Source organism: Nocardia sp. NPDC047654, assembly GCF_043205035.1.
In the GTDB taxonomy this organism is placed as follows: domain Bacteria; phylum Actinomycetota; class Actinomycetes; order Mycobacteriales; family Mycobacteriaceae; genus Nocardia.
Genome location: NZ_JBIDDF010000001.1, coordinates 673,064 through 699,843 on the forward strand (window position 1 = coordinate 673,064; position 26,780 = coordinate 699,843).

Genomic DNA, 26,780 nt, shown 5'->3' on the forward strand with positions numbered 1-26,780 from the left:
CTGGTTCCCTCGGCGAGATTCGAACTCGCATCTCCCGGAATCTAGGTCCGGCGCCTCTACCGATTGGGCTACGAGGGATGGGTCGGAATTCCGACCTGGGGGATCGGCACGGACGGAGGGACTCGAACCCCCGGCCCGCGGTTTCGGAGACCACTGCTCGACTGGCTGAGCTACGTCCGTTCGTACAAAAGGGGCCACTCCTCGGCGGTCGGCCGCGGAGTGACCCCTTCGTACGGGTCTGCGAAAGACACGTTCAGGGGCGGCTCCGCGCGCTCATCCGCCACGCGGATGGGGCCGATAGCACGGCGCGGGCATACGACTCGCGGGCACCGCTCGGCAACCCCCGCCGCCGCACCGTCCCGGTCATCGTCTCGCCTTCCTGTGGTCTGATCTTCGCCGCTCAGAAACTAACATCGGATGCCGGTGTCGGGAACCGATTTTGCTTCGCCGACGACCCTACCTGGTTCAGTTCCCCCGGGGCTGAAGGGTATAGCTCGACGGCCGGTCTTTCCGGGTGCCGGGTCAGCCGCCCCGGCCGTCCGGGCCCGCCGGCATCAGGCCGGGCAACACCGGTCGTCGGGGCGACGAAGCCGCGCAAGCGAGAGCGTGGCGCCGCCCATGTGGCATCGCAGGCGCCCACCGCGCAGTCCGGCGACGTCGCCGACGCGGGGCGCAGATCGAAGTGCACCACGACGCCGAAGACGGGCGGGTCCGTCGAGATGCGATGCATCGCCCGGTCGGCAAATCCTGCGCGTGCGGGCGCGCGTTCGTCGGGGTCCGCGCGGTTCAGGGTGCGGTACTCGTCGGTCCCGCTGGAGGACGGTGGGAACGAAACGTCGGCTGAACGCATGTGGAAGTATGGGCGGCAATCACCCCGCTACTCAGCCTTAACGGACAAAGCGGGCATTATGGACATCATGATCTTCGCTACCGATCGGCATGCCACATGCACGTAACCGCACTCGAATGGGCCATCACCGTCGTGGTGATCCTCGGATTGTTCGTCTTCGACTTCTTCGCCCACGTCCGTACCCCGCACGAGCCGTCGTTTCGCGAATCCGGATTCTGGTCCGCGGTCTACATCGGGCTGGCGCTGCTGTTCGGCGGCGTGGTCGCCTGGCAGTGGGGCTCCACCTATGCGGGGGAGTACTACGCGGGTTTCGTCACCGAGAAGGCGCTCTCGGTGGACAACCTGTTCGTGTTCCTGATCATCATGTCCACCTTCGCCGTGCCGCGGATCTACCAGCAGAAGGTTCTGCTGATCGGCATCGTGCTCGCGCTGGCCATGCGCGGTGCGTTCATCGCCGTCGGCGCGGCCGCGATCAGCGCGTTCAGCTGGGTCTTCTACCTGTTCGGGCTCTTCCTCGTCTACACAGCGGTCAAGCTGCTGCGCGAAAGCGGCCACGAGGTCGAAGTCGAGGAGAAACGCGACAGCCGGATCGTCGCGCTGGCCAAGCGCGTGCTGCCGACCACCGACGAATACGACGGCGACAAGCTGGTGACCAGGATCGACGGACGCCGGGCGGTCACACCGCTGCTGCTGGCGTTGCTGGCGATCGGGTTCGCCGATCTGCTCTTCGCGCTGGACTCGATCCCGGCCATCTACGGTCTGACCGAGCAGCCCTACCTCGTCTTCACCGCGAACGCGTTCGCCCTCATGGGCTTGCGACAGCTGTACTTCCTGATCGGCGGGCTGCTCGACCGGCTGGTCTACCTGTCCTATGGACTGGCCGCGATCCTCGCGTTCATCGGCGTGAAGCTGGTGCTGCACGCCCTGCACGAGAACACGCTGCCGTTCGTCAACGGCGGCGAGCACGTCGCGGTCCCGGAGATCTCCACGCCCGTCTCGCTGGGCGTCATCTTGGGCATCCTGGTGGTCGCGACGGTCGCCAGCCTGCTCCGGACGCGCGTGCGCGCCGACCGTTAGCCGGTCAAGACGCGAAGGCGCCGAAGACCGGGGCCCACTCCACGGCGCGGACGTCGTCGATCAGGTTCTCCCTGGCGAACGGATCCTGGGCGAGCAGGTCCTTCAACTGCCCCGCGTCCTCCGAGCGGAAGATCAGCAGCGCTCCGGACCCATCCGGGTACGGACCGCTGCTGAGCAGGGCGCCCGACTCGAGCAGGCCGGCCAGCCAGGCCCGGTGCTCGGGACGGTGCGCGTCCCGGCCCGCGATGGTGGACTCGGAGTAGGCGTAGTGGACGGCGAAGATCGGCACGGGTATCGCTTTCCTGTGGGGACGGACTCAGAGCGTCAGCAGCATCCGAGTATTGCCGAGAGTGTTCGGCTTCACATAGCTCAGGTCGAGGAACTCGGCCACGCCGGTGTCGTAGGAACGGCACATCTCGGCGTACACCTCGGCGGTGACCGGGGTGCCGTCGATCTCGACGAAGCCGTGCCTGCCGAAGAACTCCACCTCGAAGGTCAGCACGAACAGCCGCTGCAACTCGAGTTCGCGGGCCACCGCGACCAGTCGCTGCACGATGAGCTTGCCCACACCGGAGCCCTTGACGTCGGGGTGAACGGCGACCGTGCGCACCTCCCCGAGGTCGGCCCACAGCACATGCAGCGCGCCGCACCCGACGACGCGGCCGTCCAACTCGGCGACCCAGAACTCCTGCACCGCCTCGTAGAGGGTGACCAGGTTCTTCTCCAGCAGGATCCGGCCCGCGTAGACGTCGATGAGGCGCTTGATCTCGGGCACATCGGAGGTTCGCGCGCGTCGGACGACCGGGAGGGAGCTCTGCGCGGCCGAAGCCGCGCCCGGATACGCGTCGCTGGTCGAACCACCTAATGGTCCCCGAGAGGTCATGGGGTGCACAGTAGTCGGCCCGGCTACCGATACTCTGAACGTGTGCCGCGGATCAACTCGTTCAGCTCATCGCGTCGTGCCGAGTGGCGCGCCGCGATGACGAGGCGGCCGTGACCGAGCCTGTCGCCGGTGAGGCGAAGGCATGAGCGTACAACCCGACGAGACGGACCGCCCCTGGAGCGCGCCCGCCCCGCTCCGTCCCGGCTTCGCACCCGCGCAGGCCGAGACCGGGCCGCCGCTGCTGAACATCGCGAACGTGCTCACCATGCTGCGCATCGCGATCGTGCCGCTGTTCGTCGCGGCGCTGTTCGTCGGGGATGGCCACGACACCGGATGGCGAATCGCCGCCGCGGCGCTGTTCGGCCTCGCCGCGATCACCGACCGGTTCGACGGGCAATTGGCCCGCAAATACGGCTTGGTGACCGATTTCGGCAAACTGGCCGACCCCATCGCGGACAAGGCGCTGATCGGGTCCGCGGTGATCGGACTGTCCCTGCTCGGTGATCTGGCCTGGTGGATCACCCTGGTGATCTGCGGACGTGAGATCGGCGTCACACTGCTGCGTTTGATCGTGGTCCGGCGCGGCGTGATCCCGGCCGGACGCGGCGGCAAGCTCAAGACGCTGGTCCAGTCCCTGGCGATCGCCATGGTGCTGTTGCCGCTGTCGGGCTGGTCGGCCGGGATCGGCCTGCCGCTGATGTACCTGGCGGTCGCGCTGACCGTGGGCACCGGACTGGACTACGTCGGTCAGGCGGCCCGGGTGTGGTTCGCGGGCGGCCCGGGGCGGACGCGCGGCGTATGAGCGATCCGTTGATCGCCGACGTGCCCGCCATCGATCTCGTGCGTGCACTGGTGACCATGCGGCAAACCGTGGCCACCGCCGAATCCCTGACCGCGGGCCTGCTCGCGGCGACCATCGCCGGGGTACCCGGTGCCAGCGCGGTGCTGCGCGGTGGTCTGGTGGTATACGCCACGGACCTCAAGCACAGCCTCGCCGGTGTCGACGCGGAGGTCCTCGCGACCGAGGGACCAGTGGCGGCGAGCACCGCCGAACAGCTGGCCGTCGGCGCCCGCACCCGCTGCGGCGCGGACTGGGGGGTCGGCCTGACCGGCGTCGCGGGCCCCGATTCGCAGGACGGGCATCCGGTCGGCACGGTCTTCCTCGGACTGGCCGGTCCCGGGCATACCGAAGTGATGCGGTTGAAACTCACCGGCGACCGGTGGACGATCAGAATCGGTGCGACGCGCGCGGCGGTGTCGGAATTGCTGCGGTGTGTGCGGGAGGCGGGCTCGGGCCAGGCCGACCGCGTCGGGCGGAGCGGCTGAGGTGTCCCGGACGGGAACCAACCGCCCCGGCTCCGACGTTGTGCCAGAAAGAACGGCATGCGTGGGGTCGAGAATCGTGTCGGCCCGGCGACCGGGAGCGAAGGAGAACGAGATGACGCTGCTGCGAGAGGCCATCGGGGACAGTCTGCGGCGTGCGCGTCTCGCCCAGAACCGGACGTTGCGCGAGGTGTCGACCTCGGCGCGGGTCAGCTTGGGCTATCTCTCCGAAGTCGAGCGCGGTCGCAAGGAGGCCTCCAGCGAACTGCTGGCCGCCATCTGCGAAGCGCTGGACGTCCCGCTGTCCCGGGTGCTGTGGGATGTGAGCACGCTCATGGCGGGGGCCGACGGACCGATGGCCGGTGCGCCCACGGACGACGCGGCGGCCGCGGCCGCCGTCGAGTCGGAGCGGACGGCGGCCGAGCCCGCGGCGCAGGACGAATCCGCGCCCGCTCCGGCAACGGCGAGCATGTCGGCGGCCGACGCGGCCGCGCGGCCGCTGCCGCTGGCGGAGGACACGCGGATCGTCATCCCCGCTCCGCGATCGGACATGCTGGTCCTGGTGAAGGGCGTGTGACGCGCTACGAGACGTGGCCACGGCGGCAACGCTGCGGGCCGCCGCGGAAAGCGGATAGATTCTCCCCAGGCGTCGATTGGGCCGGGTTCGCCCGGCCTGGGTGCCGCATGATGGAGGATAGGCACATATCGGGTGCGTGACGGTCGCGCACTGGAGTCGCGCCGGAGCGCGGCATGTCAGATGGAGGCGGGATCAATCGATGGCTAGTCCGTTCGTCAAGGCCTGGAAATACCTGATGGCCCTCTTCGATTCGAAGATCGAGGAGCACGCGGACCCGAAGGTCCAGATTCAGCAGGCTATCGAGGAAGCCCAGCGGCAGCACCAGGCCCTTTCCCAGCAGGCCGCGTCGGTCATCGGCAACCAGCGTCAGCTGGAGATGAAGCTGAACCGGCAACTGGACGAAGTCGAGAAGCTCAACGCCAACGCGCGCCAGGCCGTCCTGCTGGCCGACCAGGCCACCGCGGCGGGCGACACCGAGAAGGCGATCCAGTACACCAACGCCGCCGAGGCGTTCGCCGCGCAACTGGTCACCGCAGAGCAGTCCGTCGAGGACCTGAAGGTCCTGCACGACCAGTCGCTGCAGGCGGCGGCCCAGGCCAAGAAGGCCGTGGAGCAGAACGCGATGCTGCTGCAGCAGAAGGTCGCCGAGCGCACCAAGCTGCTCAGCCAGCTGGAACAGGCGAAGATGCAGGAGCAGGTCTCCGCCTCGCTGCAGCAGATGGATTCGACGCTGTCGGCGCCGGGCAGCACGCCGAGCCTGGACGCGGTCCGCGAGAAGATCGAGCGCCGCTACGCCAACGCGCTGGGTGCCGCCGAACTCGCGCAGAACTCGGTGCAGGGCCGGATGCTCGAGGTGCAGCAGGCCAGCATCCAGATGGCCGGGCACAGCAAGCTGGAGCAGATCCGCGCGTCCATGCGCGGCGACCAGCTGCCGGCCGGTGGTGCCCAGCCCGCCATCAATCCGGCGCAGGCGAATTCGGCACCACCGCAGATGAACAAGGGGCAGGCCGCGCAGCAGTAACCGCCGCCACCGGGCGTTCGGCCAACGCGTGTCGGTGGGGGCTGGTTCACTGGAAGACAAGGCGTGGGGACCCGACCGGCCGGCCGTCGGCCGAGTCGGGTCTCGGTCTGTCCGATGTGTGCGACCGGTGGGAGAGAAGGTATGAGCGGCAGTGTATTTCGCGAGCGGCAGCTCGACGCGCGGCGCCTGCGCGGGTCGGCGATGATCCGGGCACAAGCCGCGCTCGCGCCACAGCCGGGCAGCCTGCCGGACAGCCTTCGCGAAGTCGGCGAGAACGCGCTCGTCGCCGTGCGGCGCTGGGCCGATCCGCGGGAGCGTGAGCTGCGCCGCCGCCGCAGGGCTCGCAGGCGCAGCTTCCAGCTGGGCACCGTGTCCGGCCTCACGACGGCGGGAACCGTTGGCCTCGTTGTCGTTTCCGCGCCGGTGTGGGCCGTGGTCATGGTCGGCGGCGGCGCGGTCGCGCTGGTCACCGGTGCGGCGCTGAGCACTCGCCGCTATCTGCGGCTGCGGGGCGCACCGCTGCCGCAGGCGGCGTTCATTCCGCGCAAGCAGCCGCCGTTGTGGTCGATCGCGCGCCCGTCGATCGCGCGTCTGGTGCGCGCGGAGAAGGCCTTGCACGGGATGGGCGTTCAGATCGCTCGCTCGCATCGGCTGCCCCCCGACGAACTGGCCGACATGCTCGAGACGGCTGCCTCGGGCGCGGCGGCGCTGCACGCGCTGGCCGCCGACATCACGGCGATGGAACAGGGCCTCGGCGCCATGGGAAGCGCGAATTCGCCCGCGGCTATGGCACTCGCCGAGAACCTCCGGCTGACCTCGGCCAGGCTCGACACGGGCGTCGCGGAGTACGAGCAGGTCGTTGCCGCTGCGGGCCGGATTCTCGCGGTACCGGAGAATACCGTGGTGCGCCACCACTTCGACACCATCGTGTCGGATCTGCGCCACGCCTCCGACCGGCTGGACGGGTGGGCCCAGGCCCTCATCGAGGTGGCCGACAAATCGGTGCCCGCGTCGCCGCGGCCACCGATCTGATCGGACCCGTTTCAGTTCTGCCGGTCCCGGCGGCGGAGTTCCTCGGCCCGGGCGCGAAACGCCGCGCCCATCAGTTCTCGGCTCTCGGCCATGAGATCGAGCACCTCCCAGGACGCCTTGCGGGCGGCCGATCCGACGATCCCCGCGATCGCCGAACCGTGCCGCCGTGCCGCGGCCGCGAGTTCCTGCGCCAGCTCGTTCGTGTTTTCCATCGAATCCCGGCCGTTACCCGAGATTCGGTGCATGACTGTGTGCTGATTGGGGTGTCTGCGTCATTCGATCATCCCTTCCCTGTTGTCGCGCAACGCCACTGTGCGTTCGAGATCAGAGTACATCCGTGCACTGAAATGGCGTACTAGTCGGTTTGCGACAGCGCCGACAGCGTCCGCGCACACCTGAGCGCGCGGCCTCGGGCGCAGCGGTCGCCCGGACGCGGCGCCCGCGCGGTCGGTAGGCTGCGGCGATGCGGTTTCTCTCGACTCGGGGGCGCGACGGTGGGGTGGTCGGACTGACGAGCAGCCTGGATCGCTGGCTGGTCCGCCGCAGTGCGCGCGTGCGGCCGACCCCGGCGGACCGGGTGCTGAAGGCGTTGAGCACCTCCGCTGACAAGAATCGCTTGTGGATCGCGCTCGGGGCGGTCCTGTTCGTGGCCGGGGATCGCTCGACCCGGCGCGGCGCGGCGCGCGGGCTGCTCGCGCTGAGCATTGCCAGCGGCATTGCCAACGGCGTGGCCAAGCCGCTGTTTCCGCGCCGCCGTCCGCCGGACGAGTCCGTCCCGTTCGTGCGCAGGCTGGTCACACCGCCGGTCTCGTCGTCGTTCCCGTCCGGGCATTCGGCTTCCGCGGCCGCCTTCGCGACGGGCTTGGCGCTGGAATCTCCCGTGGCGGCCGCCGCGGTGGCCCCGGTCGCCGCCGCGGTCGGCTATTCGCGCGTGCACATCGGCGTGCACTGGCCGTCCGACGTGGTCGCGGGCGCGCTGTTCGGCGGTGCGGTCGCGCTGGTCACCCGGCGGTGGTGGGCGGTGCGCGACGACGGGCCCGCCACCCTGGGGCCGGTCGAGCACGTGGATCCGCTGCCGCGCGGTACCGGGCTCCTGCTGATCGGCAATCCGCACGCGGGATCGGGCGGCGGCGACGACGCGCTCGCCGCCCTGCGTGACCGGCTGCCCGCCGCCGAGGTGCTCGAGCTCGGCGGCGACGAGGATGTCGAGGCGCGGGCCGGCGAACTGCTGCGGCGCGACGACATCGTCGCGCTCGGCGTCGTCGGCGGAGACGGGACGGTGTCCGCGGTCGCGGAGTACGCGGTGCGCCACCGGTTGCCGTTGGCGGTCTTCGCGGGCGGCACGCTCAACCACTTCGCCAGGGATGCCGGAGTGGAGGACGCCGAGGTGACCCTCGCCGGGCTGGAAACGGGCGAAGCGGTCCGCGTCGACGTGGCCGAGGTGTGCTTCGACGACGCCGAGCGGCGCGTCTTCGTCAACACCGCGAGTCTCGGCGGTTATCCCGACTTCGTGCGCGTCCGCGAGCGCTGGGAGCGCCGGATCGGTAAATGGCCCGCCGCGGGAATGGCCATGGTGCGCGTGCTGTTCAGGGCCCAGCCGCTGCACGTCACCATCGACGGCGCCCGCGCCGCGCTGTGGATGCTGTTCGTCGGCAACGGCACCTACCACCCCGCCGACCAGATCCCGATGTCGCGCCCTGAGCTGCACGGCGGCACCCTCGACGTCCGCTACCTGCGCGCCGACGTCCCCTTCTCGCGGCTACGGCTGGTCTTCGCGACGTTCACCGGCACGCTGGAGTATTCGCCCACCTACCAGCACCGCCGGGTCTCCCGCGTGGACGTGCGGGTGGCCGAGCAGCCGGTCTCCTTGGCCACCGACGGCGAGGTGGACCACCGCGGCAAGGACTTCCGGTTCACCAGCGGGCCCTCGGCGCTGATGCTGCTCAAGGGCGCACCCGGCGCTTCCGATGCTGCGCGGCGCGAGCTGCGGTGATCGCCAGGATAGCTGTGTGATTGCTATCGCATCGTGTTGCTCGCACCGAGTTGGCAGATTGCGGCTTGTCCTGTTTGGTCACGGCATTCCGGGGTAGTTGCCACCCTGTAGCTGATCTCTTCCGGCTTCGTCTGGGGCCGGGAACATGCACTACTGGGCAGGAGCACGTCATGCTTGATGTTTCCTACCGTCGATCGCTGCTCGACCAGGACACGCAGCGGCTGGATGTCAGCCGGTATCTGTCGTGTGAGACCGCCGAGGACCCGGTGCGGCTGTCGCGCAGAGCGCAGCGCGTCGCAGGCCCCGACGTTACCGATCGACCCACAAGCGATTGAACCCTTTTCTCAGCACGTGCGGTGGTCGGCCGCGTTCTGTCGGGCTGCCCGTCGCACGGACGAACTGCGGAGGAACCCATGACTGAAATGCTGGAAACGCTCATCGGAAGCTCGGTGTACGGTCCCGAAGGCGAGAAGATCGGCAAGGTCAAGCGGGTCTACGTCGACAACAATTCCGGATCACCCACCTGGATCGCGGTGTCCACCGGCCTGTTCAGTGCCGACGCCCTGGTGCCGCTGGCCGGGGCCGAGCACCGCCCCGAGTCGGCCACGTTGCAGGTGCGGGTCGGCAAGGACGCGGTGAAGGCCTCGCCCCAGCTCGACCACAACGGGCAGATCAGCCCGCAGGCCGAGCAGGAACTGTTCGATCACTACCAGATCGACCCGGAGCAGGCCGCCTGGGACGTCTACGGCAGGCAGCCGGTGCCGCAGCCGCGGCGAGGCCGCCCCGAGATGACTCGCCCGCCGGAGGAGCGCGCCGGCCAACCGGGAGACGCCGCCCCGGCCCGGATGCGGACCTATCCTGGAAGCGAGGAGGAGACGCTGCGGATGCCGCCCGCGGGCGAACGGGCGCGTGTGGGACGTGAGCCGATGATCGACTCCTACGCCGTCGACACGGCAGATCTCGGTATGCGGGAACCGGACGGCATGGCGCACGACGACCCCATGACCGGAGACCTCCCGGACGCCGAGCGCCGACGGGGCTGATCACGGCGGCTGGGACCCGGTCGCGCCGCCCGCGTGGCCGGGTCCCGTTCCGTTCGCCCGCGTCACATGCCGGGAGAAAACCCCGATCGGCGCACCGCGGGCGAGTGACCAGGGTCCGGGGGAACCCTGATTTCCACCCCCATATCCCGCCTCACCTGGTGATTCACCCTCATTCGGATGCCATGCTCGAAGCGTAAACGGACTTCGGAAGGCATCGAAATGTTGTGGAAGATCATCGGTATCGTCGCGGTCGTCTGGATCGCGCTGGCGGTCATCGGCGCGCTGATCAAGGGCCTGCTCCCCATCTTGGTGATCAGCGCCATCGTGTTCGGGCTGTACCTGCTGTACAAGGCGGTGTCGGGCTCGGACAACTCGACGGTGAGCAAGCTGTAGCAGGAGGGGCGGCGGCGCCTGCGACTCCGCGCCGCCGCGACGCGGGTGTGATCGGCTCGCACGCGGGTGTGGCAGGCTAGGCGGATGCGAGTAGCCGTTGTCGCAGGGCCCGATCCCGGTCACGCGTTCCCCGCTATCGCGTTGTGCCTGCGGTTCTTGGCGGCCGGTGACGAGCCTGTCTTGTTCACCGGTCCGCGCTGGTTCGACGCCGCCCTCGCCGCGGGCATCGGCGTGCGCAGACTCAAGGGCCTGGCGCCGCGGCCGGTGGACGACGACGCCGACGCGGGACAGCGCATCCACGAGCGGGCCGCGCACATCTCCACCGAGATCCTGCCCGAACTGAGCGCCATGCTGCCCGAACTGGTGATCTCCGACGTGCTGACCGCAGGCGGCGGGATGGCCGCGGAGCGGCTCGGCGTCCCGTGGGTGGAACTGTCCCCGCATCCGCTGTATCTGCCGTCGAAGGGTTTGCCGCCCATCGGAAGCGGGCTCGCCCCCGGCGCGGGTCTGCGCGGGCGGATGCGCGACGGTGTACTGCGCGGCATGACCGCGCGTGCCCTCCGGAACGGGCACCGCCAGCGCGAGCGGGCCCGCGAGAGCGTCGGTCTCCCGGCCGTCGATCCCGGTCCCGCCGCTCGCCTGATCGCCACCCTGCCCGCACTCGAGGTGCCGCGCCCCGACTGGCCTGAATCCACCCACGTGATCGGCCCGCTGCTGTGGGAGCCGACCGACGCGGTTCTGGACCCTCCGCCCGGTGACGGACCGCTGGTCATGGTCGCCCCATCGACCGCGCACACCGGCGTGGCGGGTATGGCGGAGACCGTGCTCGAGGCTCTGGACGGAACCGGTGTCCGCGTGGCGATTTCGATGCTGGACGCGCCGCCTGCCGACCTGCCGCCGTGGGCCACGGCGGGGCTGGGGCGGCAAGACGAACTGCTGACCCACGCGTCCGTCGTCGTGGGCGGCGGCGGACACGGCCTGCTCGCCAAGACACTGTCCGCGGGCGTCCCGATCGTCACCGTTCCCGGCGGCGGCGACCAGTGGGAGCTGGCCAATCGTGCTGCACGGCAGGGCAGTTCGATCGTCGTCCGGCCGCTGTCGCCCGATGCCGTCCGCGCCGCGGTCCAAGAGATCCTCGCCGATCCCCGCTACACCGCGGCGGCCAGGGACGCCGCGGCCACCACCGAGTTCCCGGATCCTGTCGGCCTGTGCCACCAGGTGCGCCACGCCGTTCACCACTGATCGACTCGGGTGCCGGGTGTGCCACTGACCTGGCAACGAGCGGAATGGGAGTAAGTTCGGGACGGTGCGGTTGACCGAATTCCAGGAACTGTTGCACACCGAGTTCGGTGTGGCCCGGGGCGACGCCCTGCTGGCCGACCATGTGATCCCCATGCTGGGCGGGCGCACCGGCGCCGACGCCATCGAGGCCGGGATCGATCCCCGCGACGTGTGGCGCGCCTTGTGCGCCGAATTCGACGTGCCCAGGACGCGCTGGTGAGCGCCCCGGGGCAGGTGGAGCGGGACGAGCCGCTGTACCGGTTCGACGAGCGGCAGCGGATGATCCCGCACGACCCCCAGCGCCTGGCCGCCCGGGTGGCGCAGGCCCGCCCCGACGACTTCGCCGGCTACCGGCAGACCGGCATCGAGCTGATGTTGCTCGGCCGCTACGACGAGGCGCTCGATCACCTCGATCGCGCGCTGGAACTGGTGGACACCGAGCGGCGCAGGATCAGTGTCTGGATCAACCTGGGTGACGTCTACCGCTACCGCGGCGATGTCGGCACCGCCGAGACGTTGTACCGCCGCGCCGTGGCGCACGCGCGAGCGGCCGCTCCGGAAGTGCTCTCCTTCGCCGTGCAGCATTTGGGCAAGGCGCTCGCCGAGCGCAATCACCTGACCGAGGCGCGCGCGCTGCTGACCGAGGCGATGCGGCTGCGCGTCGCCGAAGGCGATCCCGACGAGATCGAAGCCACCCGCGCCGCGCTGGACACGCTGGGCGAGCTGCCGATCCCGTTGCCGCCCACCGTCGCGGCGCTGTTCGGCGAGGCGTCGAGCTGGTCGGACGAACACGAGGGCCTCAGCGGTGGGGTGGTGTCGGTCGACGGCGCCTACTGGCTCAAACGCGGACCGAAGGCGGTCGCCGAGTACGAGCGGCTCACCTGGTTGCGCGAGCACGGGATTGCCGTACCGGAGGTCGCGGCGTTCGAAGACGACGTCCTGGTGCTCGCGGACGCGGGCGCGCCCAGCCTGGCGGCACGAGTGAACTCCGGCAGCGCGCACGCGGCGTCGAGCGGCGTCGTGCTGGGCGGGCTACTGCGGCGGCTGCACAGCATTCCGGTGACCGAGTGCCCGTTCGACGGCCGCCTCGACGTCGTTCTGGCACAGGCGCGCCGCAACGTCGTCGAAGGGCTCGTGGACGCGGAGGAGTTCGACGAAGACAACCGCGGAACCACCCCGGCGGACGTGCTCACCCGGCTGCTCCGGCAGCGGCCGACGGGGGAGGACCTGGTGGTGGCGCACGGTGATTTCACCCCGCCGAACGTGCTGGAGAACGAGATCCTGCTCGACGTGGGCGCACTCGGCGTGGCCGACCGTTATCGCGATCTGGCACTTGCCATCCGCGATCTGCGCGCGGACTTCGGCGACGCGGAAGTGACGGCCTTCTTCGCGGCCTACGGGCTGGCCGAGCCGGACGAGAGCCGCTTGGAGTACTACCGGCTGCTCGACGAATTGTTCTGAGCTTCACCCTTTGCGCGCATAGTGGCGAGCCGCTTTGGTGCGGTTGCCGCAGGTGGCCATGGAGTGCCAGCGGCGGGTTCCGTTCTTCGAGGTGTCGTAGAAGAACAGCACGCACTCCGGATGCGCGCACTGACGGATCCGATCGGGCGCGGCGCGCAGCAGTTCCAGCAGGTTGTCGGCGGCCAGCCAGGCGGGCAGCCAGGCTTGTTCCGGCACGTCCGCCAGGTCGGCGGGTCCGGTCTCGGTGAGTGCGCGGCGGACGCGGCCGTGTGCCAGCACGTCGTTGAGCCCCGCGGGGGAGGCGTGCACCACCACGTCGTAGATGGCTGTGCGCGCGGCCAGTACGGCGTGCAAGGTGCCCTCGTCGGCGGTCGCGCGATCGGTGAGGCCGGCGGTCGCCAGCCAGGTGCGTAGGCCGGCGACCTCGGTGAGCAGGTCCTGTGGTCCGTGCTCGATCCATCTCGTGTTCAGCAGATCGAGCGCCAAGGGTTCACCGAGGTGGGGGCGTGGATCGGGCATGCCCGAGGGTATCGAGTGCGCGTCGAAGTCCAAGGCGGCCACCTCCTGTCTAACTGATCAAACCATTTTCAGTGGTTGACGCAAGTGGTGTCTGGCAGTATGTTCTAACCGTCAAAACCGTATTGAACGGTTAATCATTCCGAGGAGGAACTCATGACCGCGGTAGCCGCACCTCAGCTCGCCACCGGGCACATCGGCCTGAACGTCTCCGATCTGGATCGTTCGGTGGACTTCTATCGCCGGGCCCTCGGCTTCGAGCAGCTCGCCGCGAGCGCCGACGACCAGCGCCGCTGGGCCTTCCTCGGGGCGGACGGCAAGCTGGTCGTCACGCTGTGGGAGCAGAGCGATGGCGCCTTCTCCACCGAAACGCCCGGACTGCATCACCTTTCCTTCCAGGTCGACAGCCTTGACCAAGTGCGTGCGGTGGAGCGGGTGCTGCGTGAGCTGTCGGTGGCCTTCGCGCACGACGGGGTGGTGGCGCACGGCGAGGGCGTGGCCTCGGGCGGGATCTTCTTCACCGATCCCGACGGCATTCGCCTGGAGGTCTACGCGCCCAGCGGCGCGGAATCCGCGCCAGCGCCCAGCGGCGCCGCCCCGACCTGCGGCTTCTTCTGATCCGGTCGTCCGCGCAGCGAAGGGAGCATCGTGCCCGAGTCGTTTCATCGCGGAGAGGTCGCCGTCCAGCGCCGGATGGGCCAGGCGGACATCGCCGAACGGGTCGGCCGCATGATCCGTCCCGATATTCCCGCGGTCGCCGCGGGGTTCCTGGCCGAACAGCGGATGGTCGTGCTCGCCGCCGCCGACACGGCGGGCAGGCTGTGGGCGAGCGAGCTGGTCGGGCAACCGGGTTTCGTCCGGGCGGTGGACGACCGGACGATAGCGGTCGGCGTCCGGCCCGCGGCCACCGATCCGTTGCACGAAGCCCTGACCCATCGGTGCGGCGTCGGCATGATCGCCCTGCAACCGCAGCGGCGCAGGCGGATGCGGGTCAACGGCAGATCGATGCCGGAGGGCGCGGGCCTGCGCATCGTCACCGACCAGGTGTACTCGAACTGTCCCAAGTACATCTCCCGCCGTGAAGTCGAGAGCTATACGCCCGCCGCCGAGGCGCCGGTGGTGCGTCACAGTGTCGAACTCGATGCCGATCAGCGGGCCGCGATAGCGGCGGCCGACACGTTCTTCGTCGCGACCGCGGACGCCGACGGCAACGCCGACGCCTCGCATCGTGGCGGGAATCCCGGTTTCCTCCAGGTGCTTTCGCCCACGCGGCTGCGCTGGCCGGATTACCGGGGCAATTCGATGTTCATGACGCTCGGCAACATCGAGGTCAACCCTCGGTGCGGGATCCTGATCCCCGATTGGTCCACGGGCGCCGCATTGCAACTCACCGGCACCGCCGAGTTGATCTGGGCCCCTGAGACTTTCGCGGCAGGCGCACAATGCTCCCTCGACTTCACCGTCGAGGAGGTACTCGAGCGGCCCGGGGGAGCGTTGCGGTGGGGGCCTGCCGAGCTGTCGCCCGTCAATCCCTGAACCTCACGAGAAAGGAGCCGTCCATGCGACCTCCCCTGCCACCCTTCGACGCGGAATCAGCGAAAGCCAAAGTGCGGGCCGCCGAGAACGCCTGGAACACCCGCGATCCGGAGCGGGTCGCCGCCGCTTACACCGAGGACTCGGTGTGGCGCAATCGTGCGGAGTTCTTCACCGGCCGCGCCGCCATCGTCGAGTTCCTCACCAGGAAGTGGTCCATCGAGAACGGTTACGCGCTGCGCAAGGATCTGTGGGCCTTCGAAGGCAACCGGATCGCGGTGCGCTTCCAGTACGAATGGCACGACGAGTCCGGCCGGTGGTTTCGCAGCTACGGCAATGAGCAGTGGGAGTTCGCGCCGGACGGACTGATGTCCCGGCGGGAGGCCAGCATCAACGACGTCCGCATCGAGGAATCCGAGCGGCGCATCTTCGGGCCGCGCGATCCGGGCGACGAGGCGGTGCTGCCCCAGCACTGAGGGAGTTCTCCCGACCACCCGGGCACAGGAGGCGGCGGCGCCCACGCGCCGCCGCCGTCTCGTCGTTTCGGATCGTGGTCAGGCGGCGACGGCCTGCCGCTGGGCTTCGGATGGCTCGGCGTTCGCGCGCTGCCGGTGGAACAGGGCGAAGGCGACCAGCCCGAATCCGACGCCCACCGCGGCCGCGACGCCGAACGCCGCGTCGAGCCCGGCGACGAAGCGCGACAAGGTCATCGGCTGCTCGACGGTCGCCACACCGCGGAACACGGTGCCGAGTACCGCGACGCCGAGGGCCAAGCCCAGTTGCCGCGCGGTGTTCACCGCCCCCGCGGCCGTGCCGGCCTGCTCCGGGGCGACGGCCGCCATGCCGACCGACACCAGCGCGGGTGCGTTGACGCCGATCCCGAGGCCGATCACCACGAATCCGGGGATCAATGCGAGCCAGGAGGACTCGGGGCCCACGAGCATGAGCAGCCAGGCGCCCAGGCCGACCACCACCAACCCCGCTCCGATGGTCCACTTCGGTGCGACATCGTGCAGCAGCCGCCCGAACGCGCCCGCCACCACGAACGCGGTGGCGGCCATCGGAAGCATCGCCAGGCCCGCGTGCAGTGGTGACATGTGCAGTTGCTGCTGCAGCCACAGCGAGATCAGGGGACTGCTCGCGAACGCGGCGAACGTCTGCCCGGACGCGCCGAACAGGGTCGCGGCGAAGTCGCGGTTACGCAGCAGCGCCAGGGGGAACATCGGCGCGGCACCGCGCGCCTCGACGAAACCGAAGACCAGCGCCGCCGCGGCGCCGACGGCGAACGCGATCACCGCGGCCGTGTCGGTCCAGCCGTGCTCGCCACCGCGGATGACGCCGTAGGTGACCGCCGTCGCGGCGGTCGCGAACGACAGCATGCCCCGCACATCCACCACTCGGTCGACCCGCCGCGGGGAGGGCGGGAACACCGTGGCGGTCAGGCCGATCGCCAGCACGGCGATGGGCAGGTTGACGAAGAAGATCCAACGCCACGACAGCGCCTCGGTGAGGACCCCGCCGAGCACCACGCCGATTCCCGCCGCCGCTCCGGACACCGCGCCCCAGACGCCGAAGGCGACGCCACGGTCGCGGCCGGTGTAGGTGGCGTGCAGCAGGGACAGCGTCGTGGCGAACATGGCCGCGCCGCCGACGCCTTGCAGCGCTCGCGCCGCGACGAGGACCGCCGCGGACCCGGCGACGCCGCAGCCGAGCGACGCGACCGCGAAGACGACCAGTCCGGCCAGGTACGCGCGCTTCGCACCGGCCCGGTCGGCGAGCGAGCCCAGCACCAGCAGCAATGCCGCCAATGCCAAGGCATAGCCGTCCACCACCCACTGCAAGCCGGACAATCCGGTGTCCAGATCGGCGGCGATGTCGGGCAGGGCGACGTTCACAATGGTGACGTCGATCAGCAGCATCAGCGTGCCGAGGCACGCGGCGAACAGGGGGAGCCATTTCCTCACGGGAGCCTCCACGGCGGATTCGAATGATTTCGACGCCAAGCGTGCGGTATTCGGAGAGATCCCCCTAGTCACCCGGGTGCGGGCGTTAGATTCTTCCAGTGCTCGACGAAACCTCGACGGAATCCTCCGAATTGGATGTCCTGGACAAACAGATCGTGCAGGCGCTGGTGCACGATGCCCGGATCCCGTTCGCCCGGCTCGGCGGCATCCTCGGGGTCTCCGAGCAGACGGTGGCGCGGCGCTATCGCGCGCTGCGTCAGCGCGGCATCCTGCACGTGTCCGGGCAGGTGAACGCGGTGCCGCTCGGCCACGCGCGCTGGGTGCTGCGCCTGAGATCGACGCCGGACAAAGCGCTGCGGCTGGCCGAAGCGCTGGCGCGGTTCCCGGACCTGAGTTGGGTGACACTGCTGTCCACCGGTTCCGAGGTGACCTGTGTGGGCAGGCCGCGTTCGATCCAGCGGCGCGACGCGCTGCTGCTGCACATCCTGCCGCGCGCCCCGCAAGTGCTGGAACTGACCGCGCACGAGGTCATCCACCGTTTTCCGCTCGACGAGGAGTGGCCGCGCCATCAGCACCTGCTGACCGCCGCCCAGCTCGACGAGCTCGGCGCCGCCCGGCCCCGGCCCGCGGACGCGGGGCCGGAGACGGCGGTCGATCTGTCCGCGGCCGACGAGGCGATGCTCGCGCTGCTCGGCCGGGACGGTCGCGCTCCGTACGCTCAACTCGCCGCCGAAACCGGGTGGACGGCGCCGCGGGTCGCGCGGCGGATGGCCGAGTTGACGGCGGCGGGAGTGCTGTACTTCGACGTCGATTTCGCGATCGAGCGGATGGGCTACGGGGTGCGTGGCGCGCTGTGGCTGCGCGTGCGCCCCGCCGATCTGGACGCGGTGGGACGCGCGATGGCGACGCATCCGGAGATCGTCTTCGTCGCCGCCACCACCGGGCCGTCCAATATGTTCGCCTCCATCATCTGCCGCGACACCGCGGACCTCTACCGGTACGTGACCGGACGGCTCGCCGCGCTGGACGGGATCACCGGCCTCGAGGTGACGCCGTCGCTGCGCGTGCTCAAGCAGGCGCAGACGCTGCTGGACACCGACCGGATCACGCTGGCGCCCTGATCGCACGGCATTTGCCGAGGACGGCGCGGGCGGTGCGGAGAGGGCCGGGCGCGTCACTTGACTCGAACACCTGTTCGTCTAGTCTGGTCGCCAGAACTTGTCGGTGCCGGGCTCTACTGTAGGCGCCAACCACAGAACGAGACTCACCCGTCGAAAAGGGGATCAGGACATGGCACCACAGGCGTACGACCGGGACAAGGCGCTCGAACTCGCGCTGGCCCAGGTGGAAAAGAGCTTCGGCAAGGGCGCCGTCATGCGCCTGGGCGAGGAGGCGCGCCAGCCCATCTCGGTGATCCCCACCGGCTCCATCGCGCTCGACGTGGCGCTGGGCATCGGCGGCCTGCCGCGCGGCCGCGTCGTCGAGATCTACGGTCCGGAATCCTCGGGTAAGACCACCGTGGCGTTGCACGCGGTGGCCAACGCGCAGGCGGCGGGCGGGGTGGCGGCGTTCATCGACGCCGAGCACGCGCTCGATCCGGACTACGCCCGCAAGCTGGGCGTCGACACCGACGCGCTGCTGGTCTCCCAGCCCGACACCGGTGAGCAGGCGCTGGAGATCGCCGACATGCTGGTGCGCTCCGGCGCCATCGACATCATCGTCATCGACTCGGTGGCCGCGCTGGTGCCGCGCGCCGAGATCGAGGGCGAGATGGGCGACAGCCACGTCGGTCTGCAGGCCCGCCTGATGAGCCAGGCGCTGCGCAAGATGACCAGCGCGCTGAACAATTCCGGCACCACCGCGATCTTCATCAACCAGCTGCGCGAGAAGATCGGCGTGATGTTCGGTTCGCCGGAGACCACCACCGGCGGTAAGGCGCTGAAGTTCTACGCGTCGGTGCGCCTGGATGTGCGCCGCATCGAGACGCTCAAGGACGGCAGCGACGCGGTGGGCAACCGCACCCGCGTGAAGGTCGTGAAGAACAAGGTCTCCCCGCCGTTCAAGCAGGCCGAGTTCGACATCCTCTACGGGCACGGCATCTCCAAGGAGGGCTCGCTCATCGACATGGGCGTCGAGCAGGGCTTCATCCGCAAGTCCGGCTCCTGGTACACCTACGAGGGCGATCAGCTCGGTCAGGGCAAGGAGAACGCCCGCAAGTTCCTGCTGGAGAACGTCGACGTCCGCGACGAGATCGAGAAGAAGATCAAGGAGAAGCTCGGCATCGGCGCCGACGTCACGGCCGACGCGGCCGCGGAGGTGCCCGCCGATTTCTGAGCCGACGAACCGCCGCCGCTCACCCGGGGCGTCTTCGGCCGACCCGGGGGCCGACGTCGTGCAGGACATGCGGCGCCGGCTGGAAGAACTCCTGTCCGCCTCCGGCTCGCCGAACGGTGGCCGGCAGCGCGGACAGGATTCCGAACTCGTCCGGAGTGCCGAAGGTGGTTCGGTTGCGCCGGACACCATGGGAACTCGGCCGGACGCGTCCGATCCGCAGCGGGCGCGTCCGGCTGGGTCCCGTCGCGGTCACCGCGGCATGCGGGGGCGCGCCGACTCGTCCTCGACCGACTCCGACCGGCCCGAGGGCCGATCGGCGGATCCGGTGGCGGCCGGATCCGAGGGCGGAACGGTCGAGCAGGCGAAGGAGGCGTGTCTCCGCTTGCTCGCCGTCCGCGCCCGCAGTCGTGCCGAACTGGCCCAGCGTCTCGCCGCCGAGGGGTATTCGCCCGAGGTGAGCGAACGGGCGCTAGATCGCCTCACCGAAGTGGGCCTCATCGATGACGCCGCTTTCGCCGAGCAATGGGTGCACTCCCGCCACGCCTTCTCCGGTAAAGGCAAGCAGGCGCTCGCTCAGGAACTCCGGCGCAAGGGCGTCGCGCAGTCGGATGCCGCCGCCGCCCTCGACGCCATCACCGCAGACGACGAGGAGACACGGGCCGGTGAGCTGGTCCGCCGCAAATTACGCTCCTTGCCGCGAGACCTGGACCGGGACAAGATGATTCGTCGTCTCGTCGGCATGCTCGCTCGGCGCGGTTACAACCAGGCCACGGCCTATCGGGTGGTCAAAGCCGAATTGGCCGATCGAGGGGTCGGGGGCGACCTCGACGAGCCCGTCGACTGAGCTCCCGGCCCCTTGCCGCTCGCGGTAATGGCGCGCCACGCTTCACCGGCTCGGTAAGACAGCGGCTCGGGCCCATCGCGCGAAGCTGTATCCCGCTCACAACTGCGTTCCACGCCGGTCGGATACGCGGGATACGGATGGCAGGTGCGGCTACCGGCTCGGTGCCGCGCCCTCGGCTAGCGGAATCTGGGGCGGCTGCGGCGTTTTCGATCACTTCGCTGATTGTCGCTGCTCGGACAGCCGATCGGGGCGCGGCCCGCGGCGGTCGAGGTCAGCACCCTTCGTACCGCCGCCGCGGAGGTGCACCGCTGCGTGGGTTTCGGCTGCGGCATCGCCGGTCTACCCCTCTCCGGTGTCGGCGGATAGACCGGCGGCCTCGATACCCGCGCAGGCGGCGCGTTCGTCCTCCGAGGATGTGGCGGTCCCGGTCACCCCGACCGCGCCGAGGATCTCCCCGGCCGCGTCCCGGATGAAGACACCGACCCGCGCGGGGCCGGCGCGGCGCAGTTCGCCAGGGAAGGAGAACGACTCGTCGAACAACAGGTCGGAGGTACGGCTGGTCATCGATCATCAACTCCCGCAGGTATGAAGCACTGATGACCGTCCCACCGGTCGAATACCGGGGGTCGGCGTATGCCTACGAGATTGGCGGGACGCCGCCGAGTGTACGAGTGTTGCGCTCAGCTCGAGCACAACACCCCGGCGCCTCCATCGGTGCCGCCCGGTATCGCCGCGCAGTAGCCAGTTCGTCTGCGCGGCAACGACTCCGCCGGTTGGCTCAGGGCTTCTTGCCGATGTCGACGCCGGGTGCCGCGTCGGTGATGATCGAGTCCGCAGCGACGACGGCGCCGCCGCCCTTGCCACGTTTGCGCGCCCGCAGCCGTCGTTCGAGCCTGGTGGCAACGAGCGTCAACGCGCTGTTGAGGGCGATCATGATGATCGCGATGATGATCAGCGCCGGAATCGTGTTCTGTTCGGCCGCGCCGAGTTGCTGGCCCGAGCGCACCACCTCGACGTAGGTGATCTGGTAGCCCAGCGCCGAGTCCTTCAGCGCGACCACCATCTGCGAGATCAGCGCGGGCAGCATCGCCGTGACCGCCTGCGGCAGCAGGATCAATCGCATCAGCTGGTTCTTGCGCATGCCGAGCGCGACCGCCGCCTCGGTTTGTCCTTTCGGCAGCGAGCGAATGCCCGCTCGCACGATCTCCGCGATGACCGAGCCGTTGTAGATGGTCAAGGCGGTGACCACCGCGGCGAGCGCGAGATCATCGGACTTGAACACGTCGTACTCGGAGTACACGGCGAACAGGAAGATCATCAGAATCAGCACCGGGATGGCACGCGCCACCTCGACGATCGCCCCCGCGACCCAGCGCACGATGCGATGATCCGACAGCCGCAGGACGCCGAAGACCATGCCGAGGATCAACGCGAACACGATGGACAGCAGCGCGGCCACGATCGTGCCGCGCAGACCGGGCAGCAGATAGGTCGACCAGACCTCGGCCTCCAGGAACGGCTTCCACTTCTCCGCGGTGAACTGCCCCTTGTCGGCGAAACCGCGGTAGAGCAGCCAGCCTGCCGCGGCCACCACGGCCAGTACCAGCACCGAGTAGATATTGTTGCGCAGTCTCGCCTTCGGGCCCGGCGCGTCGAACAGGACCGAAGCGCCCGCGCTCATACCCGCGCCTCGCTGACGCTCATCGAGCCACCTCGTACTTCTTGGCCAGCCAGCCGAAGAACAGGCCGGTCGGCAGGGTCAGGATCACGAAGCCGAGCGCGAAGATCGCGCCGATCGCCAGGACCGCGGCTTCGGTCTCGGTCATTTCCGCCATCAGCGTCGCCGCTTCGGCGACACCGATGGCCGAGGCGATGGTGGAGTTCTTGGTCAGCGCGATCAGGACGCTGCCCAGCGGGGCGATGACCGAACGGAATGCCTGCGGCAGCACGACCAGCCGCAGGTTCTGCAGGAAGCCGAGGCCGAGCGAGCGCCCCGCCTCGGACTGGCCCATCGGTACGGTGTTGATGCCCGCACGCAGCGACTCGCAGACGAAAGCGGCGGTGTAGATGCTCAAGCCGACGACTGCGAATCGGAAGTTGTTCTGCGCCAGAGAGTCCGGCCCCTCACCTGCGAGGCGCCAGCCCATCGTCGTGTAGAGACCCAGCGACATGAACACGATGATCAGCGTGAGCGGGGTGTTGCGGAAGATGGTGACGTAGGCCGTGCCGACCCAGCGGGCGACGGGCACGGGAGACACGCGCAAGCCCGCGACGACAGTGCCCAGGATCAGCGCGCCGACCGCGGAGAGCACGGTCAGTTGGATTGTCACCCAGAAGGCTTCGAGGATTTGGTCGTCATACCTCGAGATCAGGTCGAACACGGCGGACGCGTCCCTCCGATCAGGTCTCGATGGTCAGGGAAGTGGGGCGGGTGGCCCGCGCCGGGCCACCCGCCCGTACGCGGTGAGGTCAGTACCGATTCACGGTCGGCGGCTGCGGGGCCTGGTAGCCGGACGCGCCGACGGTCGAATCGAAGGCCTTCTTCCAGGAGCCGTCGGCGATCATCGCCTCGATGGCGTCGTTGATCTTGTCCCGCAGTTCCTTGTCGCCCTTCTTCAACCCGATGCCGTAGTTCTCCGTGGTGAACGGCTTGCCGACCACCTTGAACGCGCCGCTGCTCTGCGCGGCGTAACCGGCCAGGATGATGTCGTCGGTGGTCACCGCGTCCCAGGAGCCGGCGCGCAGGCCCTCGAGGCAGAGCGAGTAGGTGTCGTTCGTCTGCAGCTGGGTGTCGGGGAAGTTCTTCTCGATGTTCTGGGCCGGCGTGGAGCCCTTCACCGAGCAGACCTTCTTGCCCTTGAGGTTGTCCGGGCCGTTGATGTCGGCGTTGTCGGCCCGCACCAGCAGCGCTTGCCCGGCGATGTAGTACGGACCGGCGAAGTCGACCTTGTCCTTGCGCTTGTCGTTGATCGAGTAGGTGGCGACGATGTAGTCGACCTGCCCGTTCTCGATCAGCGTCTCACGCTGCGGCGACGGTGCCTCCTTGAACGTGATCTGGTCCGGTTGCACGCCCAGTTTCCCCGCGACGTACTTCGCGACCTCGACATCGAAGCCGCTGTAGGACCCGTCCTTGTTCCGCAGGCCCAGGCCGGGCTGATCGAACTTGATGCCGATGGTGAGTTTGCCGTCCTTGGCGTTGTCCAGGGCGGACTTGTCGTCGCCGCCGCCGCACGCGGTGGCCGTCGCGGCGGCGAGTGTCAGGGCGATCGCTCCGACGCCGATGCGCAGAGCGCGATTGATCCTCATCGAGTTCCTTCTCCCTATCCGTGGGTGCTGGCCGCTGTCCGGCAGATCAGTGGCTCAAAATCTTGCCCAGGAAGTCTTTGGCCCGCTCCGACTTCGGGGCGGTGAAGAACGCCTCCGGCGGCGCGTCCTCCACCACCTGGCCGTCGGCCATGAAAAGCACCCGGTTCCCGGCGCGGCGCGCGAAGCCCATCTCATGGGTGACGACCAGCATCGTCATCCCCTCCTTGGCCAGCGACACCATCACCTCGAGCACTTCGTTGACCATCTCCGGGTCCAGCGCGGAGGTCGGCTCGTCGAACAGCATCACCTTCGGGTTCATCGCCAGCGCCCGGGCGATGGCGACGCGTTGCTGCTGCCCGCCGGACAGCTGCGCGGGGTACTTGTCGGCCTGATCGGCGATGCCGACCCGGTCGAGCAGTTGCATCGCGCGGGCGCGGGCGTCGTCCTTCTTCACCTTGCGGACCTTGACCGGCGCGAGCATGACGTTCTCGACGATCGTCTTGTGCGCGAACAGGTTGAACGACTGGAAGACCATGCCTACGTCGGCGCGCAGGGCGGCCAGCGCGCGGCCCTCGGCGGGCAGCGCGACACCATCGATGGCGATGTCCCCGGAGTCGATCGGTTCCAGCCGGTTGATGGTGCGGCACAGCGTCGATTTACCGGAGCCCGACGGGCCCAGAACGATGACGACCTGCCCTTTCGGGACCTCCAGGGTGATGTCCTTGAGTACGTGCAGGTCGCCGAAGTGCTTGTCCACATTGCGCATCAAGATCATCGGCGGCGCGCTGGTGGCGGCGCTGACGTCCCCGGCAGAGGCGTCCCCGGTCGTGCCGGGAGCGGCGGCGTCGTCGGTCATGGTCATGACCTTAGGCAAAAATCGGGGATTTGCCCGGCTTTCCGCGACACACCGTCTCGCCGCGCCGATTCGACATGTGCGCGTAACCTCCCGGTCCCTTCGGCGTCGGCGGCGGACGCCCGGAGCCTGCGCCGATGCGCGCGAAAACCGCCGGAGGCCGCCCCGTACCCTGGATGGGTGGATTCGATCGGACAGGCACTGTCGGCTCCCCCCGAGGGCACAGCACGCAGTTACGAGGTCCGCACCTTCGGCTGCCAGATGAACGTGCACGATTCCGAACGCTTGTCGGGTTTGCTGGAGGACGCGGGATACGTGAAGGCCGCGCCCGGCGCGACGGCCGACCTCGTCGTCTTCAACACCTGCGCGGTGCGCGAGAACGCCGACAACAAGCTCTACGGCACGCTCGGTCACCTGGCGCCGACCAAGGCGAGCCGTCCCGGCATGCAGATCGCCGTCGGCGGCTGCCTGGCGCAGAAAGATCGCGACGTCGTGGTGCGCAAGGCGCCGTGGGTGGACGTGGTCTTCGGCACCCACAACATCGGTTCGCTGCCGGTGCTGCTGGAGCGGGCCCGGCACAACCGGGAAGCCCAGGTGGAGATCCTGGAGTCGCTGGAGGCGTTCCCGTCCTCGCTGCCCGCCAAGCGCGAATCCGCCTACGCGGGCTGGGTTTCCATCTCGGTCGGCTGCAACAACACCTGCACCTTCTGCATCGTGCCCGCCCTGCGCGGCAAGGAGGTCGACCGCCGCCCCGGTGACGTGCTCGCCGAGGTACAGGCGCTGGTGGACCAAGGCGTGCTCGAGGTGACGCTGCTCGGCCAGAACGTGAACTCCTACGGCGCGTCGTTCGCCGACCCGAGCGAGCCGCGCGACCGCGGCGCGTTCGCCAAGCTGCTGCGTGCGTGCGGGCACATCGACGGCCTGGAGCGGGTCCGCTTCACCTCGCCGCACCCGGCCGAGTTCACCGACGACGTGATCGAGGCCATGGCCGAGACCCCCAACATCTGCCCGCAGCTGCACATGCCGCTGCAGTCCGGCTCGGATCGGGTGCTCAAGGCGATGCGCCGCTCCTACCGCAAGGCCCGCTACCTCGGGATCATCGACAAGGTCCGCGCCGCGATGCCGCACGCCGCGATCACCACCGACATCATCGTCGGCTTCCCCGGCGAGACCGAAGAGGATTTCCAGGAGACCCTCGATGTCGTGCGGCAGGCGCGTTTCACCAGCGCGTACACCTTCCAGTACTCCAAGCGACCCGGTACGCCCGCCGCGGACATGCCCGGCCAGCTGCCCAAGGCCGTCGTGCAGGAGCGCTACGACCGCCTCATCGCGCTGCAGGAGGAGATCTCCTTGGCCGCCAATCGGGAGCTGATCGGCACCGAGGTGGAGTTGCTCGTGGCCGAGGGCGCGGGCAAGAAGAACGCCGCGACCGCGCGCATGAGCGGCCGCGCCCGCGACGGCAGGCTGGTGCACTTCCGGCCGGGCGGCACCGCCGAGCCGATTCGCCCCGGCGACCTGGTCACGGTCGACATCACCGCCGCGGCGCCGCACCACCTCGTCGCCGATGCCGCGATCAAGACGCACCGCCGCACCCGCGCCGGTGACGCGCACGAACGCGGTGTCACGCCGAAGACCGCGCCGATCGGCGTGGGGCTCGGGCTGCCCCGCATCGGCGCGCCCACCCCGGAACCCGCGGCCGCGGGCTGCTCGACCGGCTGCGGCGCATGACCACCGGCCCGGACGACGACGCCACCCGCGATGGCGACGGGGCGGTTCACCCGTCCGGTGACGACGCGTCCGCGGCGAACCCGCGACACCGGCCCGGCAGCCGCGACGCAGACGAACGAAACGAGGACTCAGTGAGCTCGGTCGAGAGCACCGGCGATTTCGAACAGTTCCGCGACGATCTCGATGCCGTCGAGCGCAAGATCGCCGGTGAGATCGATCCCGGCATCCGCGCCATGGTCGTGGCGGGTGCGGTGTTCCTGCTGCTGGCCTCGCTGGTCCTGTCGCACGCGGGCACCGCGCGCGGCTTCGACGTGCTGTTGGACACCGACGTCGCGCGGGCCGAGCACATCGGGCTTCCCTCGCGGGTCTTCGTCTGGTTCCTCGTGGTCTTCGGCATCGGGTTCTCGATGCTGGCGCTGATGACCCGCCGCTGGGTGCTGGCCTGGATCGCCGTCGCGGGCAGCGCCGTGGCAAGCGTGTTCGGCGTGCTCTCGATCTGGCACCGCCAGACCCCCGGCGTGGGCAACTATATCGGCGCGGGCCCCGGCATCGGGCTGATCCTGGGCGCGATCGTGACCGTCGTGCTCACCTTCCACTGGGTCCGCGTGGTGTGGAGCCGCACCACGCTGCACCTGGCCGCCGAGGAGCAGCGCCGCAACGCCGCCGCGGCCGCGGAGGAACGCGACCGGCGTCGCCTCATGGGCGACTCCTGACCTTGATCGCACACACGAGCGGCCCTTCCCGATGGGAAGGGCCGCAATCGTCTAT

The 26,780-nt window shown here is 69.4% G+C and carries 31 protein-coding genes and 2 tRNA genes; 21 read left to right on the top strand and 12 right to left on the bottom strand.

The genetic code is table 11. The features are described from left to right. Nucleotide 1: 1 nt before the first annotated feature. Nucleotides 2-78: transfer RNA gene (locus tag ACGF7Y_RS03165), tRNA-Leu, on the bottom strand. Between the two features lie 29 nt (nt 79-107). Continuing rightward, nucleotides 108-180, bottom strand: a tRNA-Arg gene (locus ACGF7Y_RS03170). Nucleotides 181-946: 766 nt separating this feature from the next. Here ACGF7Y_RS03170 and ACGF7Y_RS03175 point away from each other — a divergent pair. Then, nucleotides 947-1,927 (top strand): TerC family protein, encoded by a 981-nt coding sequence (locus tag ACGF7Y_RS03175; protein WP_393228668.1) that lies wholly within the window; start codon nt 947-949, stop codon nt 1,925-1,927. 4 nt (nt 1,928-1,931) lie between these two features. Here ACGF7Y_RS03175 and ACGF7Y_RS03180 read toward each other — a convergent pair whose 3' ends face one another. After that, nucleotides 1,932-2,216 (bottom strand): YciI family protein, encoded by a 285-nt coding sequence (locus ACGF7Y_RS03180; RefSeq protein WP_393228670.1) that lies wholly within the window; start codon nt 2,214-2,216, stop codon nt 1,932-1,934. 27 nt (nt 2,217-2,243) lie between these two features. Beyond that, nucleotides 2,244-2,810, bottom strand: coding sequence for an amino-acid N-acetyltransferase (locus tag ACGF7Y_RS03185; protein ID WP_040867957.1), 567 nt, complete (start codon nt 2,808-2,810; stop codon nt 2,244-2,246). A 142-nt stretch (nt 2,811-2,952) separates the two neighbouring features. Here ACGF7Y_RS03185 and pgsA point away from each other — a divergent pair, with 142 nt between their 5' ends. The 5 genes from pgsA (at nt 2,953) to ACGF7Y_RS03210 (ending at nt 6,763) form a co-directional block, all read left to right on the top strand. Then, a complete protein-coding gene (pgsA, locus tag ACGF7Y_RS03190; protein ID WP_393228672.1) occupies nt 2,953-3,612 on the top strand; it encodes a CDP-diacylglycerol--glycerol-3-phosphate 3-phosphatidyltransferase in 660 nt (219 codons plus the stop codon). After that, a complete protein-coding gene (locus ACGF7Y_RS03195) occupies nt 3,609-4,136 on the top strand; it encodes a CinA family protein (RefSeq protein WP_393228674.1) in 528 nt (175 codons plus the stop codon). Before pgsA ends, ACGF7Y_RS03195 begins: the two co-directional genes overlap by 4 nt. Before the next feature lie 112 nt (nt 4,137-4,248). Further along, complete coding sequence (locus tag ACGF7Y_RS03200) at nt 4,249-4,710, top strand: helix-turn-helix domain-containing protein (RefSeq protein ID WP_393228676.1); 462 nt, start codon at nt 4,249-4,251, stop codon at nt 4,708-4,710. A 199-nt stretch (nt 4,711-4,909) separates the two neighbouring features. Then, on the top strand, nt 4,910-5,731 hold the full coding sequence (gene pspA, locus ACGF7Y_RS03205; RefSeq protein WP_393228678.1) for a phage shock protein PspA: 822 nt from the start codon (nt 4,910-4,912) through the stop codon (nt 5,729-5,731). A gap of 141 nt (nt 5,732-5,872) precedes the next feature. Beyond that, nucleotides 5,873-6,763 carry a hypothetical protein gene (locus tag ACGF7Y_RS03210; protein WP_393228680.1) on the top strand — a complete coding sequence of 297 codons (891 nt, stop codon included), beginning with the start codon at nt 5,873-5,875 and terminating at the stop codon, nt 6,761-6,763. Between the two features lie 11 nt (nt 6,764-6,774). Here ACGF7Y_RS03210 and ACGF7Y_RS03215 read toward each other — a convergent pair whose 3' ends face one another. Beyond that, the gene (locus ACGF7Y_RS03215) at nt 6,775-6,975 is read right to left on the bottom strand and encodes a hypothetical protein (protein ID WP_062974059.1); all 201 of its coding nucleotides are present in this window, start codon (nt 6,973-6,975) and stop codon (nt 6,775-6,777) included. A 251-nt stretch (nt 6,976-7,226) separates the two neighbouring features. On the opposite strand from ACGF7Y_RS03215, the gene ACGF7Y_RS03220 reads away from it, so the two are divergent. The 7 genes from ACGF7Y_RS03220 to ACGF7Y_RS03250 all read left to right on the top strand — a co-directional run bounded on the left by ACGF7Y_RS03220 (nt 7,227) and on the right by ACGF7Y_RS03250 (nt 12,934). Then, complete coding sequence (locus ACGF7Y_RS03220) at nt 7,227-8,756, top strand: bifunctional phosphatase PAP2/diacylglycerol kinase family protein (RefSeq protein WP_393228682.1); 1,530 nt, start codon at nt 7,227-7,229, stop codon at nt 8,754-8,756. A 170-nt stretch (nt 8,757-8,926) separates the two neighbouring features. Further along, complete coding sequence (locus ACGF7Y_RS03225) at nt 8,927-9,091, top strand: hypothetical protein (RefSeq protein ID WP_357034056.1); 165 nt, start codon at nt 8,927-8,929, stop codon at nt 9,089-9,091. Nucleotides 9,092-9,169: 78 nt separating this feature from the next. After that, nucleotides 9,170-9,799, top strand: coding sequence for a PRC-barrel domain-containing protein (locus ACGF7Y_RS03230; RefSeq protein ID WP_393228685.1), 630 nt, complete (start codon nt 9,170-9,172; stop codon nt 9,797-9,799). Nucleotides 9,800-10,018: 219 nt separating this feature from the next. Beyond that, nucleotides 10,019-10,192 carry a hypothetical protein gene (locus ACGF7Y_RS03235; protein WP_393228687.1) on the top strand — a complete coding sequence of 58 codons (174 nt, stop codon included), beginning with the start codon at nt 10,019-10,021 and terminating at the stop codon, nt 10,190-10,192. Nucleotides 10,193-10,276: 84 nt separating this feature from the next. Then, nucleotides 10,277-11,434: a glycosyltransferase gene (locus tag ACGF7Y_RS03240; RefSeq protein WP_393228688.1), complete on the top strand. Its 1,158-nt coding sequence runs from the start codon at nt 10,277-10,279 to the stop codon at nt 11,432-11,434. Between the two features lie 64 nt (nt 11,435-11,498). Continuing rightward, nucleotides 11,499-11,693: a DUF3046 domain-containing protein gene (locus tag ACGF7Y_RS03245; protein ID WP_393228690.1), complete on the top strand. Its 195-nt coding sequence runs from the start codon at nt 11,499-11,501 to the stop codon at nt 11,691-11,693. Then, a complete protein-coding gene (locus ACGF7Y_RS03250; RefSeq protein WP_393228692.1) occupies nt 11,690-12,934 on the top strand; it encodes a phosphotransferase in 1,245 nt (414 codons plus the stop codon). The genes ACGF7Y_RS03245 and ACGF7Y_RS03250 overlap by 4 nt, the downstream gene beginning before the upstream one ends. Nucleotides 12,935-12,937: 3 nt before the next feature. Here the strand turns inward: ACGF7Y_RS03250 and ACGF7Y_RS03255 are convergent, their stop codons facing one another. Then, nucleotides 12,938-13,453 carry a CGNR zinc finger domain-containing protein gene (locus tag ACGF7Y_RS03255; protein WP_393228694.1) on the bottom strand — a complete coding sequence of 172 codons (516 nt, stop codon included), beginning with the start codon at nt 13,451-13,453 and terminating at the stop codon, nt 12,938-12,940. 153 nt (nt 13,454-13,606) lie between these two features. Between ACGF7Y_RS03255 and ACGF7Y_RS03260 the strand changes: the two genes are divergently transcribed. The 3 genes from ACGF7Y_RS03260 (at nt 13,607) to ACGF7Y_RS03270 (ending at nt 15,459) form a co-directional block, all read left to right on the top strand. Then, complete coding sequence (locus ACGF7Y_RS03260; RefSeq protein WP_393228695.1) at nt 13,607-14,068, top strand: VOC family protein; 462 nt, start codon at nt 13,607-13,609, stop codon at nt 14,066-14,068. Nucleotides 14,069-14,143: 75 nt separating this feature from the next. Then, nucleotides 14,144-14,986 carry a pyridoxamine 5'-phosphate oxidase family protein gene (locus ACGF7Y_RS03265; RefSeq protein ID WP_393230906.1) on the top strand — a complete coding sequence of 281 codons (843 nt, stop codon included), beginning with the start codon at nt 14,144-14,146 and terminating at the stop codon, nt 14,984-14,986. Nucleotides 14,987-15,009: 23 nt separating this feature from the next. Beyond that, on the top strand, nt 15,010-15,459 hold the full coding sequence (locus ACGF7Y_RS03270) for a nuclear transport factor 2 family protein (protein ID WP_393228697.1): 450 nt from the start codon (nt 15,010-15,012) through the stop codon (nt 15,457-15,459). A gap of 78 nt (nt 15,460-15,537) precedes the next feature. Here the strand turns inward: ACGF7Y_RS03270 and ACGF7Y_RS03275 are convergent, their stop codons facing one another. Continuing rightward, nucleotides 15,538-16,947, bottom strand: a complete 1,410-nt coding sequence (locus ACGF7Y_RS03275) for an MFS transporter (protein ID WP_393228699.1) — start codon at nt 16,945-16,947, stop codon at nt 15,538-15,540. A gap of 98 nt (nt 16,948-17,045) precedes the next feature. Between ACGF7Y_RS03275 and ACGF7Y_RS03280 the strand changes: the two genes are divergently transcribed. The 3 genes from ACGF7Y_RS03280 to recX all read left to right on the top strand — a co-directional run bounded on the left by ACGF7Y_RS03280 (nt 17,046) and on the right by recX (nt 20,125). Then, entirely contained in the window at nt 17,046-18,068 is a 1,023-nt protein-coding gene (locus ACGF7Y_RS03280; RefSeq protein WP_393228701.1) for an Lrp/AsnC family transcriptional regulator, read from the top strand. A gap of 169 nt (nt 18,069-18,237) precedes the next feature. Next, a complete protein-coding gene (gene recA / locus ACGF7Y_RS03285) occupies nt 18,238-19,281 on the top strand; it encodes a recombinase RecA (RefSeq protein WP_043728224.1) in 1,044 nt (347 codons plus the stop codon). 259 nt (nt 19,282-19,540) lie between these two features. After that, nucleotides 19,541-20,125, top strand: coding sequence for a recombination regulator RecX (recX, locus tag ACGF7Y_RS03290; protein ID WP_393230908.1), 585 nt, complete (start codon nt 19,541-19,543; stop codon nt 20,123-20,125). Between the two features lie 339 nt (nt 20,126-20,464). On the opposite strand, the gene ACGF7Y_RS03295 is transcribed toward recX, so the two are convergent. From ACGF7Y_RS03295 to ACGF7Y_RS03315, 5 genes are all read right to left on the bottom strand, one after another. Further along, entirely contained in the window at nt 20,465-20,689 is a 225-nt protein-coding gene (locus tag ACGF7Y_RS03295; protein WP_393228703.1) for a hypothetical protein, read from the bottom strand. Between the two features lie 214 nt (nt 20,690-20,903). Continuing rightward, the gene (locus ACGF7Y_RS03300) at nt 20,904-21,806 is read right to left on the bottom strand and encodes an amino acid ABC transporter permease (RefSeq protein ID WP_357115986.1); all 903 of its coding nucleotides are present in this window, start codon (nt 21,804-21,806) and stop codon (nt 20,904-20,906) included. Nucleotides 21,807-21,825: 19 nt separating this feature from the next. After that, on the bottom strand, nt 21,826-22,506 hold the full coding sequence (locus ACGF7Y_RS03305) for an amino acid ABC transporter permease (protein ID WP_062974035.1): 681 nt from the start codon (nt 22,504-22,506) through the stop codon (nt 21,826-21,828). A gap of 88 nt (nt 22,507-22,594) precedes the next feature. Then, the gene (locus tag ACGF7Y_RS03310) at nt 22,595-23,431 is read right to left on the bottom strand and encodes a glutamate ABC transporter substrate-binding protein (protein ID WP_393228706.1); all 837 of its coding nucleotides are present in this window, start codon (nt 23,429-23,431) and stop codon (nt 22,595-22,597) included. Between the two features lie 46 nt (nt 23,432-23,477). Beyond that, nucleotides 23,478-24,206 carry an amino acid ABC transporter ATP-binding protein gene (locus tag ACGF7Y_RS03315; protein WP_357116451.1) on the bottom strand — a complete coding sequence of 243 codons (729 nt, stop codon included), beginning with the start codon at nt 24,204-24,206 and terminating at the stop codon, nt 23,478-23,480. A 258-nt stretch (nt 24,207-24,464) separates the two neighbouring features. Here ACGF7Y_RS03315 and miaB point away from each other — a divergent pair, with 258 nt between their 5' ends. Next, nucleotides 24,465-26,012 carry a tRNA (N6-isopentenyl adenosine(37)-C2)-methylthiotransferase MiaB gene (gene miaB / locus ACGF7Y_RS03320; RefSeq protein WP_393228708.1) on the top strand — a complete coding sequence of 516 codons (1,548 nt, stop codon included), beginning with the start codon at nt 24,465-24,467 and terminating at the stop codon, nt 26,010-26,012. Then, a complete protein-coding gene (locus tag ACGF7Y_RS03325; RefSeq protein ID WP_393228710.1) occupies nt 26,009-26,725 on the top strand; it encodes a hypothetical protein in 717 nt (238 codons plus the stop codon). Before miaB ends, ACGF7Y_RS03325 begins: the two co-directional genes overlap by 4 nt. Nucleotides 26,726-26,780: the final 55 nt, after the last annotated feature.